We start from the raw sequence: 14111 nt of genomic DNA on the forward strand, positions 1-14111 counted from the left end.
ATTGCCGATGAGCAATCCTTCCGACGACGGCTTGGCCGGTTTCGGCTACAAACAGGAACTCGAAAGAACGCTCGGCAATTTCCACACCTTCGCCGCCGGGATCAGCTACATCTCGATCCTGACGGGGACCTTCCAGCTGTTCTACTTCGGCTTCAGCTTCGGCGGGCCGGCGTACTGGTGGTCGTGGCCGATGGTGTTCGTCGGCCAGCTGATGGTGGCGCTGTCGTTCGCCGAGCTGGCCGCGCACTATCCGGTCGCCGGTTCGATCTACAACTGGTCGAAACGGCTCGGCAGCCCGCACGTCGCCTGGTTGGCCGGGTGGATGATGCTCACCGCGTCGATCGTCAGCATCGCCGCGGTCGCGCTCGCGTACCAGATCACGCTCCCCCAGATCTCGTCGTTCTTCTCCTTCTCGGGCGACAGCGCGGTGAACGCGGTCATCCTGGGTACGGCGCTGATCGTGTTCACGACGCTGGTGAACGCCTGGGGCGTCAAGCTGATGGCGCGGATCAACAGCGCCGGGGTGTTCATCGAGCTGATCGCCGCGGTCCTGCTGATCGTCGCGCTCGCGGTGAACATCACGCGGGGCCCCGAGGTCGTCATGCAGACCAACAACACCGGCGCCGACCAGCCGTGGGGCTACTTCGGGGCGTTCCTGGTCGCGTCGCTCGCGTCGACCTACGTCATGTACGGCTTCGACACCGCCAGCTCGCTCGGCGAGGAATCGCACGACCCGCGCAAGAACGCGCCCAAGGCGATCCTGCGCGCGCTGATCGCGTCGTTCGTCATCGGCGGGCTCATCCTGATCCTCGCGCTGATGGCCGTCGGCGACATCAACAACCCGGAGATCTCGACCGGCGGGCTCCAGTTCATCGTGCTGGACGTCCTCGGCAGCACGATCGGCACGATCTTCCTACTGGCGGTGGTCGTCGCCATCACCGTGTGCAATCTGGCCGTGCAGTCGGCGGCGATCCGGATGATGTTCGCGATGGGCCGCGACAACAACCTCCCCGCCGGGAAGCATCTGGCGAGGGTGTCGCCGAAGACGAAGACGCCGGTGATCCCCGCCATCGTGTCCGGCGTGATCGCGGTGCTGATCCTGGTGGTGAACGTCGGCCAGCCGCAGATCTTCACGGTGATCACCAGTATCGGCATCATCATGATCTACCTGGCGTACCTGCTGGTCACCGTCCCGATGCTGGTCAAGCGTTTCCGCGGGCAGTGGCCGCCGCCGAAGGTGGCGGGCACCAAGTACTTCTCGCTCGGCAAGCTGGGGCTGCCGGTCAACATCCTGGGCGTGCTGTGGGGCGGCGCGATCGTGGTGAACCTGGCCTGGCCGCGGCGCGAGGTCTACAACGCGACCGAGCCGTATCACTGGTACCTCGAATGGGGGCCGTGCTGTTCGTCGGCGCGGTGGCGGTCGTCGGTTTCGCGTATTACTGGTTCGTCCTGCGGCACAAGAGCGGCGTCCTAGCCGATCACGCCGCGGAAGCACTTCCCGAGGAGGCAGCACAGTGACCGGAGAGTTCGACTACATCGTCGTCGGCGGCGGGACGGCGGGTTCGGTGGTCGCGGCGAGACTCTCGGAGGATCCGGACGTCACCGTGGCCCTCCTCGAAGCCGGACCGTCCGATGTGGACGATCCGGCGGTGCTGGAACTGACGAAGTGGATGGCCCTGCTGGAATCCGGCTACGACTGGGACTACCTGGTGGAGCCGCAGGAATCCGGCAACTCGTTCCTGCGGCACGCCCGCGCGCGGGTGCTCGGCGGCTGCTCGTCGCACAACTCGTGTATCGCGTTCTGGGCACCGGCCGAAGACCTCGACGAATGGGCGTCCCTCGGCCTGCCCGGCTGGTCTTCGAAGGATGTTTTCCCGCTGTACCAACGTCTTGAGACCAACGACGGCCCCGGTGACCACCACGGCCGCTCGGGTCCGGTGACCATCCGCTCGGTGCCGCCGAACGACCCGACCGGCGTCGCGCTGCTGCAGGCGTGCGAGCAGGCGGGGATCCCGAGGACGGAGTTCAACTCGGGCAAAACCGTGACACACGGGGCGAACTGGTTCCAGATCAACGCGCGCGAGGACGGCACGCGGTCGTCGGCGTCGGTGTCGTACCTGCACCCGATCATCGGCAAGCGGCCGAATCTGGAGATCATCACCGGTGCCCGCGTCCGGCGGCTGCTGTTCGACGGCAAACGCTGCACCGGCGCGGAATACCTCGCCGACGACCTGATCCACGGCGTCCGGCTGCGCGCGCGGCGCGAGGTGATCCTGTCTTCGGGCGCGATCGACACCCCGAAACTCCTGATGCTGTCCGGGATCGGCCCCGCCGAGCATCTGCGCGAGGTCGGCGTCGACGTCCTGGTGGACTCCCCCGGTGTCGGCGAGAACCTGCAGGATCACCCCGAAGGCGTCATCCAGTGGGACGCGCTGCAGCCGATGACCACCGAATCCACGCAATGGTGGGAGATCGGCATCTTCACCACCACCGAGGACGGCCTCGACCGGCCGGACCTGATGTTCCACTACGGCTCGGTGCCGTTCGACATGAACACGCTCCGGCAGGGGTATCCCACCACGGAGAACGGTTTCTGCCTGACCCCGAACGTCACCCGGTCACGGTCGACCGGCACCGTGCGGCTGCGCAGCCGCGACTACCGGGACAAGCCGAAGGTGGACCCGCGGTACTTCACCGACGAGCACGACATGCGCGTGATGACCTACGGCATCAAACTGGCGCGCAAGATCGCCGAGCAGCCCGCACTCGACGAATGGGCGGGCACGGAACTGGCGCCCGGCAAGGACGTCAAGACCGACGACGAGATCGCGGACTACCTGCGCAAGACGCACAACACGGTCTATCACCCGTCGTGCACCGCGAAAATGGGCGGCGACGGCGACCCGATGGCCGTCCTGGACGCCCGGCTGCGCGTGCGCGGCGTCGAAGGCCTGCGGGTCGCCGACGGTTCGGCGATGCCGTTCCTGGTCGCGGTGAACCCGTGCATCACGACGATGGCGATCGGTGAGAAGTGCGCGGACATGCTGAAGGAGGACGCGCGCTCGTAGGACTCGCTCGTTCGGCCCCCTGGTTTCGGCCAGGGGGCCTTTTCGTGCCCGAAAACCGGTGGAGCGGCCGCCGCCGGGCCATTACCGTGCTGCCGGACCACGTCGCCGAGCCGAGGGCCCGCCGTTGTACACCCTGTGAGACCTCCCGAGCGCTGATTTCGTCGCGCGTCGCGCCTTTCGCGCCGCGCCTCCTTTTGCTGCGGATTTCTCACTGAACGGGTGTGCTTCCCATGCTCGAAAACTGGGTGGTCGTTCCCACCTGCCTTCCTGCCGTCCTCCGCCGTTGCCACGCCTGCGGGTCCGGGCGTTTCCGGGCGAACGGCAAATTCCGGGTCAACGCCAACCACAAACTCCTCGATGTCTGGCTTCTCGTGCTCTGCACCGGGTGCGGGGACACCGCGAAACTCACGATCCTGGAGCGGGTGAACGTGCGCTCCGTCCGGCCCGAGTTGCTGAACCGGCTGCACGAGAACGACCTGGGGTTGACGGCCGAACTGCTTCAGGATCCGGCCGTGCTCCGCCGTAACCACGTCTCTCTCGACTGGGAGGGCGCCTGGCGGCTCGATACCGGCTCTACATGTCATGAGGACTTTCGCGATGTCTCGGTTCGCTTCGAGGCTCGCATTCCGCTCCGGCCCGTGCGGCTGATCGCCGAAGGGTGCGGTCTTTCGCGGGGCGAGGTCGAGAGGCTGATCGAGGCGGGGAAGGTGGTTTCGGCGGTGCGGTTGCGCGGGAAGGTGTCCGGGGACTTCACCTTTACGCTGAAACGCTGACCTTGGGTCTCGTGAGTGGTAAGGACGGTTAGAACCGTCCTTACCACTCACGAGGACGCGGCACCGCACTCACGTGATCAGCGGCGTGACTCGCGTGATCGAAGGCGGAACTCGCGTGATCAGCAGCGGAACACCCCGAGTGCGACCTCCAAGCACGCGAGTGACGTCCCTGATCACGGGAGTCACGCCTCCGATCACGCCGCGCCCTGTGCGCCCGGTCCGTGAAGGATGGAGCCCTTAGCACCTTCAGCGTCGCGAAGAGGCTTTCGCGACACGCTGACCTCCCGTCCGCCACCTTCACGAATCGCGAGAGTCACGGCACACAGCACTCAAATCACTCATCAGTGGTAAATGCGCAATTACCGTTGTAGCTTAAAATTACGAATGATTCCGGTGGCATTTTTCGGTAATATGGAGACGTGCCCGAGACGACCATTCCCGAACTGCCGCAGGAGCTGTGGCGCGCCGGCAAGCTGGAGCTTGCCCACGGCGTGACGCACCTGCTGCAGGTGATGCGGGTGGCCTCCGCAGGGCTGGGGAAATACCTGGCGGAGGTCGAGTCGCGGGGGCGCGGAAGACCTGTTCGGCCATGGGAGCGCGGCATCGTGGCTCGCCGAGGTCGCCCGGATCTCCCGGGGCGACGCGCAAGACATGGTGAACCGGGCCCTGGCCTTGAACCCCGCGCCGAGCGTCGGTGGCGAGGCTGTCGTGTTCGCGCCCGCGACCGCCGCCGCGGCCGAGGACGGCGCGCTCGGGGAGCAGCACATCGACCTGATCCTGGAGATCCTGCGCAAGATCCCGTCCGACGTGCCCATGGAGGAACGAGACGGGGCGGAGCAGATCCTCGCCACCCTCGCCCGCCACGCGGGACCGAAAGAGATCGCCGAGGTCGGAGCCGACCTGCTCGCACACCTCGACCCCGACGGGAACGAGCCGAAGGACCCCGAGCCCGCCCCGCCGCGCCGCGAGGTGTTCGTCGAGCGCCGCAAGGACGGCTTCTGGAAGCTCTCCGGGCTCCTGGACCCCGAGACCGGCGCCCGCACCGCGGCCGCGCTGGACGCCTACGCCGCGAAGCGGCCGGTCGACGAGTTCGGCCAGGCCGACCACCGCACCCTGCCTCAGCGCCGGGGCGACGCGTGGGCCGAACTCCTCGACCTCGCCATCGCCTGCCCCGACCAGCCGGGCACCTCCGGCTACCGCACGCTGGTACACGTGACCGTCGGGCTCGATGCACTGAAGACCGGACTGGGGACCGCGTGCCTCGACTTCGTCGGCCGGATCACCGCCCGCGAAGCCCGGTTGGCCGCCTGCGACTGCCTGATGATCCCGGTGGTGCTCGGCGCCGCCGGCGAGCCTCTCGACGTCGGACGGATGAAGCGCTTCGTCACTCCCGGCCAACGCCGGGCCCTGAACATCCGCGACGGCGGCTGCGCGTTCCCTGGCTGCCATCGAGCGCCGAAGCACTGTCACGCCCACCATATTCGGCACTGGGCCGACGGCGGCCCGACCGACCTGCGGAACCTGGTCCTGCTCTGCTCCTTCCACCACCGGCTCATTCACCACGGTGACTGGCAGGTCCGGATGGCTCCCGACGGGATACCGGAATTCGTGCCGCCCCAATACCTCGACCCGCTACAGGTGCCACGGCGCAATACGCTCCACCGCGTCGTGACCTGACCCCTTGCCCCATCCCGAGGAGCCCGCCGACCGCACTGGCGACGGGCTTCTCGGCATGCCCATGTCGCGCTTCTCCGTGGTTGACGCGTCCGCGTCCTCGTCGGGCGGTGCCTCGATGATCCCGATGTGGACGAAAGCGAGGCGACTGGGACGAGGCAGGCGCGCGGTCGTCTTCACGGCGGCCCGACTTCAACCAGCCCACTGACCCCGCTCAAGTCCGATGAGTCCCGACAAGTCACATTCCGACGCGTCGCGAAATTCAAATCGAAACAACGGCCGGAGTACCCCGGTCACCGGTGATCTGCTCCAGCGCCCACGCTTTGCCGAACTCCGCCAGCGCCGGCCCAGACCAGTAGGCGCGAATCCTGATTCCGGACCACAGCGGCATTTTCGGCCCACCCAGCGTTCCGTGGCTGACCTGGACGCGAACCGCGCCTTCCAGCCACGTGAAGACGAAGTGGGCGTACATGAACATCCATGCCTGCCTGCCCATCGCGTCCCGCACGAGCACCGGACCTTCGGACTGGTACGGCGCCGTGTAGATGACCTGCTTCCGGCCGTTGCGGTAGCGGATCTCCTGGGCGGTCACACCCGGAGGAAGCATCAACGGTTCCACTCGGTCAGTCCTCCACAATGGTGATCGTGCCGTGCCCGTCGCAGCCGACACAGCCTTTTCCGTCGCAATCACCACATACCGAAGTAAGATAATCCATGATCCGGAAATCCGTTCGCGTCGAAGAGAAGTGCCCGAAGTACCCGAATTACCTCGTGAGCACGAAACTCAAGTTAACGAGCACGACGACACCCGGACAAGCCGAACGAAGCCAGTCCATTCCGACGGATTACAAATCCCGAATTATTGCAACAACGCAACACATTCGACGTGGTGCGTCATCGGGAAAGCGTCGAAAGCGCGGAGATCCACCAGCCCGTATCCGTGCTCCTTGAACAGCGCGATGTCGCGCGCCAAGGCGGCCGGGTCGCACGCCACGTAGACGATCCGGTCCGGAGATCCCTCCACAATGGACTCCACGACGGCCTTGCCCGCACCCTTGCGCGGCGGGTCGAGGACGACGACGTCGACCGGTTTCGGGGCGTCGGCCAGCAGGTGTTCGACGCGGCCGGAGCGCCAGCGGACCTGGGGGAGGTCGGCCAGGTTCTCCTCGCCGTCGGCGACGGCCCGCCGTCCGGATTCGATGGCCAGGACGCGCCCGCGCGGGCCGACCTGCGAAGCAAGCACCGATGCGAAGAGGCCGACGCCGGCGTACAGGTCCCACGCCACGCCGTCGCGCGGCGCCTCCGCCCATTCCGCGACGACGGCGGAGAGCGCGTCCGCGGCGGCCGGGTGGACCTGCCAGAAGCCGTGGGCGTCCAGGCGCCAGTCGCGGCCGGCGGCGTGCTGCACGGCGATGCCGCCCGCCAGCTGCCGTGACCGGGTCTTCCCGTGGACCGTCGACAGGTCGCGAAGATGCACCTGTCCCTCACCGTCCTTGGTGACCTCGATTTCGCTGCCGGGCCGCCACTTGCGCGACACGACGTCGTCGAGCGCGCCGGGGACGGTGATCGGGCAGTCGTCGATCGCGATCACGCGGTGACTGTGGTGCGCGCGGAAACCGGCCTTGCCGTCCTTGCCCGCGACGAGCCGGACCCGGCTGCGCCAGTCCAGCGGGCCGCCGTCGAGCGCTTCGACGACGACGTCGCGCTCGATCCCGGCGAGCCGCTTCAGCTGCTCCATCACCACGGCGGCCTTGAGTTCACGCTGATGTTCGGGCGTGGCGTGCTGCCAGTCGCAGCCGCCGCACTCCCCCGGCGCCGCGAGCGGGCACGGCGGCTCGACGCGTTCCGGGGATGCCTCAAGGACCTCGATCGCGTCGGCACGGCAGAACGAGCCGCCCTTGTCCTCGGTGACCGAGGCCAGCACCCGCTCCCCGGGCAGCGCGTGCCGGACGAACACGACCCGGCCCTCCGTCCGTGCGACGCAGTGCCCGCCGTGCGCGACCGCGCCGACCTCCAACTCGATCGTCCGTCCGAGCCAGGTGCCGGTCGACGCGTCCACACTCATTCTGCTTTGTCCTTGTTCTTTTCAGGTTGCTTGACCACCGGGGAGAACCCTCGGCGCACATCGCCGGCCGCCGGACGTGCCTTCCGGTCGCGTTTGATCGCCTTTTCCGACGATTCGAGCTGCCACGGCACGCTCGTCACCATGACGCCGGGCTGGAACAGGAGACGCCCCTTGAGCCGCAGCGCGCTCTGGTTGTGCAGGACCTGCTCCCACCAGTGCCCGACCACGTATTCGGGGATGAACACGGTCACCACGTTGCGCGGATTGTCGCCGCGGACCCGCTTCACATAGTCCAGCACCGGTTTCGTGATTTCGCGATACGGCGATTCGATCACCTTCAGCGGTACCTTGAAATTGTGCTCGTCCCATTCCTGGACGAGTTTGCGCGTCTCGACGTCGTCGACGTTCACCGTCACGGCTTCGAGGACGTCCGGCCGCACCGCCTTGGCGTACGAGACCGCGCGCAGGGTCGGCAGGTGCAGTTTCGAAATCAGCACGATCGCGTGGTTGCGCGAGGGCAATACGGCCGGTTTCCGGTCCATTTCGCGCAATTCCTCGGCGACCCGGTCGTAGTGTTTCCGGATCGCGGTCATCAGCACGTAGATCGCCACCATCGCCGCGATCGCGATCCAGGCGCCGAGCAGGAACTTCGTCACCAGCACGATGATCAGCACGGTGCCGGTCATGGTGAGGCCGATCGCGTTGACCGTCTGCGACCGCCGCATCCGCCGCCGCACCGCCGGATCGGTTTCCCTGGCGAGCAAGCGGTTCCAGTGCCGGATCATGCCGGCCTGGCTGACCGTGAAGGAGACGAACACCCCCACGATGTAGAGCTGGATGAGCTTCGTGACCTCGGCGTCGAACGCGATGATCAGCACCAGCGCGAACGCCGACAGGAACAGGATGCCGTTGGAGAAGGCCAGCCGGTCGCCCCGGGTGTGCAGCTGACGCGGCAGGTAGCGGTCCTGCGCGAGGATCGAGCCGAGCACCGGGAAACCGTTGAACGCGGTGTTCGCGGCCAGCAGCAGGATGATGCCGGTGGCGAAGGAGATGTAGTAGAACGCCGGGGTGAAGTCGGCGAACACCGCCTGCGCGATCTGCGCGACGATCGTCTTCTGCTCGTAGCCCGCCGGAGTGCCGGTGAGCTGCGTCTCCGGATGCTCGGCGAATTTGACGTCGGTGATGATCGCCAGCGTGATGATGCCGACCAGCATCGTCACCGCGAGCACGCCCATCATCAGCAGGGTGGTCGCCGCGTTCTTCGATTTCGGCTTCTGGAACGCCGGGACACCGTTGCTGATCGCCTCGACCCCGGTCAGCGCCGCCGCGCCGGAGGAGAACGTGCGCAGCAGCAGGAAGAAGAACGCGAAGCCGGTCAAGGAAGCTTCTTCGTGCAGCTGGAAGTCCGCGCTCTCGGCCCGCATGTCGGCTCCGGAGGCCGCCTCGATCAGGCCCCAGATCACCATGCCGAGGATGCCGATGATGAAACCGTAGGTCGGGATCGCGAACGCTTTGCCCGATTCGCGTACTCCGCGCAGATTCAGCGCGGTCAGCACGACCACGATGATGACCGCGGCGATCACCTTGTGCTGCGCCACCCACGGAATGGCCGACCCGATGTTCGCCACGCCGGACGACGTCGACACCGCGACGGTGAGCACGTAGTCGACCAGCAGCGCGCTGGCGACGGTGAGGCCGAATTTGCCGCCCAGGTTGGTGTTCGCGACTTCGTAGTCACCGCCACCGCTGGGATAGGCGTGCACGTTCTGCCGGTAGGACGCCACCACGACCAGCATGACGAGCGCGACGGCGACGCCGATCCACGGCGCGAACGCGTACGCCGACAAACCGGCGACGCTGAGGGTCAGAAAGATTTCCTCAGGCGCGTAGGCGACGCTCGACAACGCGTCGGACGCGAAAATCGGCAGCGCGATGCGCTTCGGCAGCAGCGTATGCGAGAGGCGGTCACTCCGGAATGGACGTCCGAGGACGAGCCGCTTCAATACGGTCGGGAACTTCGACACCACGGAAGCGTAACGGGCGGTGCTCACGGTAGGTTCGGCGCTGGTATGTCTGGGTACCTGCGGACGGGTGAACGTCCGACGACGAAGGAGGCAGGGCGTGCACGTGGTGATCATGGGATGCGGCCGGGTAGGCGCATCCCTGGCCGCGGCGCTGGAGCGGCTGGGGCACGAAGTCGCCATCATCGACAAGGCCCAGCAGGCGTTCCGGCGGCTCGGCAGTGATTTCCACGGCCAGCAGGTGGTCGGCGTCGGCTTCGACCGGCAGGTGCTGATCGAGGCCGGGATCGAACGTGCGGGGGCCTTCGCGGCGGTGTCCAGCGGCGACAACTCCAACATCATCTCGGCGCGGGTGGCCAGGGAGAACTTCGGCATCGACAAGGTCGTCGCCAGGATCTACGACCACAAGCGCGCGGCGGTCTACGAACGGCTCGGCATCCCGACCGTGGCGACCGTGCCGTGGACCACCGACCGGTTCCTGCGCACCCTGCTCCCCGACGGCGTCGCTTCGGAGTGGCGGGACCCGTCGGGCAGCGTGGCGCTGCTGCGGCTCCCGCTGAACGAGGGCTGGGTCGGGCACAGCGTGCGTGATCTCCAGGACACCACCGGCGCGCGGATCGCGTTCATCATGCGGTTCGGCACCGCGGTGCTGCCCGACACCAAGGCCGTGATCCAGGCGGACGACGTCGTCTACGTCGCCGCGAAATCAGGCACTGTCAGCGACGTGACGAGCGTCGCCGCTCGCGAACCGGAAGAGGAGAACTGATGCGGGTCGCGATTGCCGGGGCCGGGGCGGTCGGCCGGTCGATCGCCGCGGAGCTGATCGACGGGCGCCACCAGGTGATGCTCATCGAACGCGAGGCCGACCAGTTCGAGCCGCACACCGTCGAGCAGGCGGACTGGGTGCTGGGCGACGCGTGCGAGGTCTCGATCCTCGAGGAGTCCGGGATCGAGGAGTGCGACGTCGTGATCGCCGCGACGGGCGACGACAAGGCGAACCTGGTGGTCTCGTTGCTCGCGAAGACCGAGTTCGCGGTGCGCCGGGTGGTGGCGCGGGTCAACAACCCGGCCAACGAATGGCTGTTCAACGACGCCTGGGGCGTCGACGTCGCCGTCTCGACCCCGCGGATGCTCGCGGCGATGGTCGAGGAGGCGGTGAGCGTCGGCGATCTGGTGCGGCTGATGACGTTCCGGCAGAGCCAGGCGAACCTCGTCGAACTCACCCTCCCGGAGGAGACGCCGCTCGCGGGCAAGGCGGTCAGCGAGATCAACCTGCCGCGTGACGCGGCGCTGGTGACGATCCTGCGCGGCGACCGCGTGATCGTGCCGCAGCCCGAAGACCCGCTGGAGCCGGGCGACGAGCTGCTGTTCGTGGCGACGTCGGACGTGGAGCCGGAGATCCGGACCGCGCTGGGGTATTAGTTGTCGACGGCGGGCGCCTGCGCGTACTTCGCGCGCAGGCGGGCCTCGACCTCTTCATCGGTCTCTTCGCGCGGGGCCTCTTCGGCCAGCGCCTTGAGGTGCTTGTCCGACCGCCGCACCGCCCAGACGACGGTGAGCAGGCCGAGCGCGTACAGCGGGTAGCCCATCGCGATCTTCGCGAACGCCAGCCAGCCGGTGTAGTCCTCGTCGTAGAGCCAGCGCTGCACGACGAACCGGGCGCCGAAGATCAGCGCCATCGCGGCGGTCGCGATCGAGTAGGAGATCAGCGACTTCTTGTCCTTGCGCCAGGCGTGGCCGCTGCCGTTGAGCGCGTTCCACACCACGCCGGCGAGCGGCCAGCGGACGACGATCGACAGCACGAAGACGCCGCAGTAGACCAGGCTCGTCCAGATGCCGAACAGGAAGAAGCCCTTCGCCGAGCCGGTCCGGTAGGCGATGAACGCCGCGATCGCGACGCCGAAGAACCCGGAGATCGCGGGTTGCAGCGGCTCCTTGCGGACGATCCGCAGCACGGTGATCGCCACCGCGCTGCCCACCGCGGCCCAGATCCCCACCGTGAGCCCGAAGATCGCGTTCGCGATCACGAACACGATGACCGGCAGCGAGGAATAGAACAGCCCGGACAGTCCGCCCATCTGTTCCAGCAGGGTGGGCTGGGGCTTCTTGTCTTCGGTCTTCTCTTCGCCGCCGACGGGTTCAGTCACGATGCGGGATCAACTCACAGGGCTCTGAAGTTCGTAATAGGGGTTGTACAGCACCTTCTGACCATCACGTTCGGCCATCCGGCCGCGCACCTTGATGGTTCGCCCGGGTTCGATCCCGGGGATCCGGCGGCGTCCGAGCCAGATTAGCGTCACACCCTGTGTGCCGTCGAACAGCTCGGCCTGCAGTGTCGCGGCCTCGTTGGTCGGGCAGAGCTCCACACTGCGGAGTCTGCCGAGCACCGTCACCTCTTGTCCCGACCGGCAGTCGCAGGCGCGCTGCGCTCCGCCGGCCTCGGATTTTTCGGACAGATCGTCGGCGTCGAGATCCTCGACGTCGCTGGTCAGCTTGCGGACCAGCCGGCTGAAGTAGCCGCCGTCTTTGGCGGGCATAACGGTGCTCCTGTGCTCCGGGGCCCCCGACTCGAACGGCCCGTGCGTAATCCAGCGTAACTGTGCTCGGACCAGGACAACGGGTTTGGGAGAAGATCGCAACGTGACCTCCGCTATTCCGCCTACGACGGCAGTAGTACTCCCCGGCACCGGGTCCGACGAAGTGTTCGTGCGCGCCGTGTTCGCCGGGCCCCTGCGGGCGCTCGGCGTCCGGCTGATCGCGCCGCCCCCGCCCACCGGCGACCGGCTCGCGGACGGCTATCTGGCGGAGCTGGACCGGCTCGCCGACGAGCATGGTCCGCTGCTCGTCGGCGGCATCTCGTTCGGCGCGCACCTCTCGGCGGAGTGGGCCGCGCTCAATCCCGGCCGCTGCACCGGCCTGCTGGCCGCGCTCCCGGCCTGGAACGGCCCGGCCGGACGAGCACCCGCGTCGCTCGCCGCGCGGCTGTCAGCGGATCTGGTGGCCGAAAACGGGGTCGACGGCGCGCTGGCGAAATCCTCCGACGGTGTCCCGGAGTGGCTCGCGGCGGAGCTCGGCCGCGCGTGGCGGCGGCACGGCGACGGGCTGGCGGCGAGCCTGCGGACGGCGGCGGCCCGTCCCGCGCCGACGCTCGAAGTCCTCGAGGGCCTCGACGTGCCCGCGGGGATCGGCGCGTGCGTGGACGATCCGATCCACCCGGCGGAGATCGCCCGCGCCTGGGCGGACGCCCTGCCGCGCGCCGAGGTCGGCGAGTCGACGCTCACCGCCCTCGGCGCGGACCGGGAGTCACTGGGCCGGGCGACCGTGCTGGCCTGGCTGAGGGTGCTTTAACCCTGCTGCTCGGCGATGTGCTGCGCGACGGCGTCGGGCAGCGTGATGGTCAGCGGGGTGCGGACCGGCATCGGCGCGTCACCGCGGTCGACGATGGTGTGCCGCACGATCTCCCGCAGCACGGCGGGCGCCTGCGACGCCTGCGACTGCGGCCCGGCGATGACGCCGCGGAGCATCCAGCGCGGGCCGTCGACCCCGACGAACCGCAGCGCGACGTCGCCGACGATCGCGGACAGCTCCAGCCCCCACTCCCCCATACCGACCGAGACCTTGGCGCCGTCGGCCCGCAGCTGCTCGGTGAGTTCGGTGCTGACGTCCTTCCACAGGCCGCCGGACCGCGGAGCCGCGTAACCGCTGACGGTGATCTGCCCCTGCTCGGTGACGACGTGCACCGCGCGGACGCCGCCGCTCTCCGGGTCCATCTCGACCTGGACCTGCGAACCGTCGGGCACCGGCACCTTCACCGAGCCGAGGTCGATCCTCGGGATCCCGTCCTCGGGCGCGTCGGCGAGGTCGAAGGGGCCGTCGGAGGTCTCCGACAGCTGCGACTCGATCTCGTCGGCGTCGTCGGCAGCGCTGTCGGGGCGCTCCTCGACCTCCGGCGCGGCATGCCGTCCGCTCGGCTTCGCCGCGCGCTTGCGTCCGAAAATCCCCACTAGTTCTCCGTTCCTTCCCTGGCTCCGGCTCCCAGTGTGGCGTGTCCGCCCGTGGAGCCATACCCTCCCTCGCCGCGCTCGGACGGCTCCAGCTCGGCGACCTCGACGAACTCGGCCTGTTCGACCCGTTGCACGACCAGCTGCGCGATCCGGTCGCCGCGGGTGAGCACGACCTTCTCGGAGAGATCATGGTTGATCAGGCAGACGCGGATCTCACCGCGGTACCCGGAGTCGATCGTGCCCGGGGTGTTGACGACCGAGAGGCCGACGCGGGCCGCGAGACCGGAGCGCGGGTGGACGAAGCCCGCGTACCCGGGCGGCAGCGCGATCGCGACACCCGTGCCGACGACGCCGCGTTCACCGGGCGCGAGCACGAGATCCGAGGTGGTGACGAGGTCCGCGCCCGCGTCGCCTGGGCGCGCGTAGGCGGGGAGGGGGACCGAAGGATCGATCCGGGAAAGCAGTACCTGAACGGTGGACACGGGCGGCGAGACTACCCTGAAGGC

General features: G+C 68.0%; 12 protein-coding genes and 2 pseudogenes. 7 read left to right on the top strand and 7 right to left on the bottom strand.

Features of this window, described 5'->3' with window-relative positions; genetic code table 11:
- Positions 1–7 precede the first annotated feature (7 nt).
- From MJQ72_RS03775 to MJQ72_RS03790, 4 genes and pseudogenes are all read left to right on the top strand, one after another.
- Positions 8–1518 (top strand): annotated as a pseudogene (locus MJQ72_RS03775) (APC family permease).
- Positions 1515–3068, top strand: a complete 1554-nt coding sequence (locus tag MJQ72_RS03780; protein WP_240597695.1) for a GMC family oxidoreductase — start codon at positions 1515–1517, stop codon at positions 3066–3068. The pseudogene MJQ72_RS03775 and the gene MJQ72_RS03780 overlap by 4 nt, the downstream one beginning before the upstream one ends.
- Before the next feature lie 230 nt (positions 3069–3298).
- On the top strand, positions 3299–3841 hold the full coding sequence (locus tag MJQ72_RS03785; RefSeq protein ID WP_240597696.1) for a DUF1062 domain-containing protein: 543 nt from the start codon (positions 3299–3301) through the stop codon (positions 3839–3841).
- A gap of 419 nt (positions 3842–4260) precedes the next feature.
- Positions 4261–5518: pseudogene (locus MJQ72_RS03790) on the top strand (DUF222 domain-containing protein).
- Between the two features lie 259 nt (positions 5519–5777).
- Here the strand turns inward: MJQ72_RS03790 and MJQ72_RS03795 are convergent.
- The 3 genes from MJQ72_RS03795 to MJQ72_RS03805 form a co-directional block, all read right to left on the bottom strand.
- The gene (locus MJQ72_RS03795; RefSeq protein ID WP_240597698.1) at positions 5778–6122 is read right to left on the bottom strand and encodes a hypothetical protein; all 345 of its coding nucleotides are present in this window, start codon (positions 6120–6122) and stop codon (positions 5778–5780) included.
- Positions 6123–6374: 252 nt separating this feature from the next.
- Positions 6375–7580: a class I SAM-dependent RNA methyltransferase gene (locus MJQ72_RS03800; protein ID WP_240597700.1), complete on the bottom strand. Its 1206-nt coding sequence runs from the start codon at positions 7578–7580 to the stop codon at positions 6375–6377.
- Positions 7577–9604 (bottom strand): APC family permease, encoded by a 2028-nt coding sequence (locus tag MJQ72_RS03805; protein WP_240597701.1) that lies wholly within the window; start codon positions 9602–9604, stop codon positions 7577–7579. The genes MJQ72_RS03800 and MJQ72_RS03805 overlap by 4 nt, the downstream gene beginning before the upstream one ends.
- 97 nt (positions 9605–9701) lie before the next feature.
- Between MJQ72_RS03805 and MJQ72_RS03810 the strand changes: the two genes are divergently transcribed.
- Together MJQ72_RS03810 and MJQ72_RS03815 are read left to right on the top strand one after the other, a co-directional pair.
- On the top strand, positions 9702–10367 hold the full coding sequence (locus MJQ72_RS03810; protein ID WP_240597703.1) for a TrkA family potassium uptake protein: 666 nt from the start codon (positions 9702–9704) through the stop codon (positions 10365–10367).
- Positions 10367–11023 carry a TrkA family potassium uptake protein gene (locus MJQ72_RS03815; RefSeq protein WP_016332961.1) on the top strand — a complete coding sequence of 219 codons (657 nt, stop codon included), beginning with the start codon at positions 10367–10369 and terminating at the stop codon, positions 11021–11023. Before MJQ72_RS03810 ends, MJQ72_RS03815 begins: the two co-directional genes overlap by 1 nt.
- Here MJQ72_RS03815 and MJQ72_RS03820 read toward each other — a convergent pair.
- Together MJQ72_RS03820 and MJQ72_RS03825 are read right to left on the bottom strand one after the other, a co-directional pair.
- A complete protein-coding gene (locus tag MJQ72_RS03820) occupies positions 11020–11748 on the bottom strand; it encodes a DUF3159 domain-containing protein (protein WP_240597704.1) in 729 nt (242 codons plus the stop codon). The two genes, MJQ72_RS03815 and MJQ72_RS03820, sit on opposite strands and share 4 nt — an antisense overlap.
- A gap of 9 nt (positions 11749–11757) precedes the next feature.
- The gene (locus tag MJQ72_RS03825) at positions 11758–12138 is read right to left on the bottom strand and encodes an OB-fold nucleic acid binding domain-containing protein (RefSeq protein ID WP_005164535.1); all 381 of its coding nucleotides are present in this window, start codon (positions 12136–12138) and stop codon (positions 11758–11760) included.
- A gap of 103 nt (positions 12139–12241) precedes the next feature.
- Here MJQ72_RS03825 and MJQ72_RS03830 point away from each other — a divergent pair, with 103 nt between their 5' ends.
- Positions 12242–12949: an alpha/beta fold hydrolase gene (locus MJQ72_RS03830; RefSeq protein WP_240597706.1), complete on the top strand. Its 708-nt coding sequence runs from the start codon at positions 12242–12244 to the stop codon at positions 12947–12949.
- Here MJQ72_RS03830 and MJQ72_RS03835 read toward each other — a convergent pair.
- Entirely contained in the window at positions 12946–13605 is a 660-nt protein-coding gene (locus MJQ72_RS03835) for a DUF3710 domain-containing protein (protein WP_240597707.1), read from the bottom strand. The genes MJQ72_RS03830 and MJQ72_RS03835 overlap by 4 nt on opposite strands.
- Complete coding sequence (gene dut, locus MJQ72_RS03840; RefSeq protein WP_007033571.1) at positions 13605–14087, bottom strand: dUTP diphosphatase; 483 nt, start codon at positions 14085–14087, stop codon at positions 13605–13607. Before dut ends, MJQ72_RS03835 begins: the two co-directional genes overlap by 1 nt.
- Positions 14088–14111: the final 24 nt, after the last annotated feature.

Source organism: Amycolatopsis sp. EV170708-02-1 (assembly GCF_022479115.1).
Classification (GTDB): domain Bacteria; phylum Actinomycetota; class Actinomycetes; order Mycobacteriales; family Pseudonocardiaceae; genus Amycolatopsis.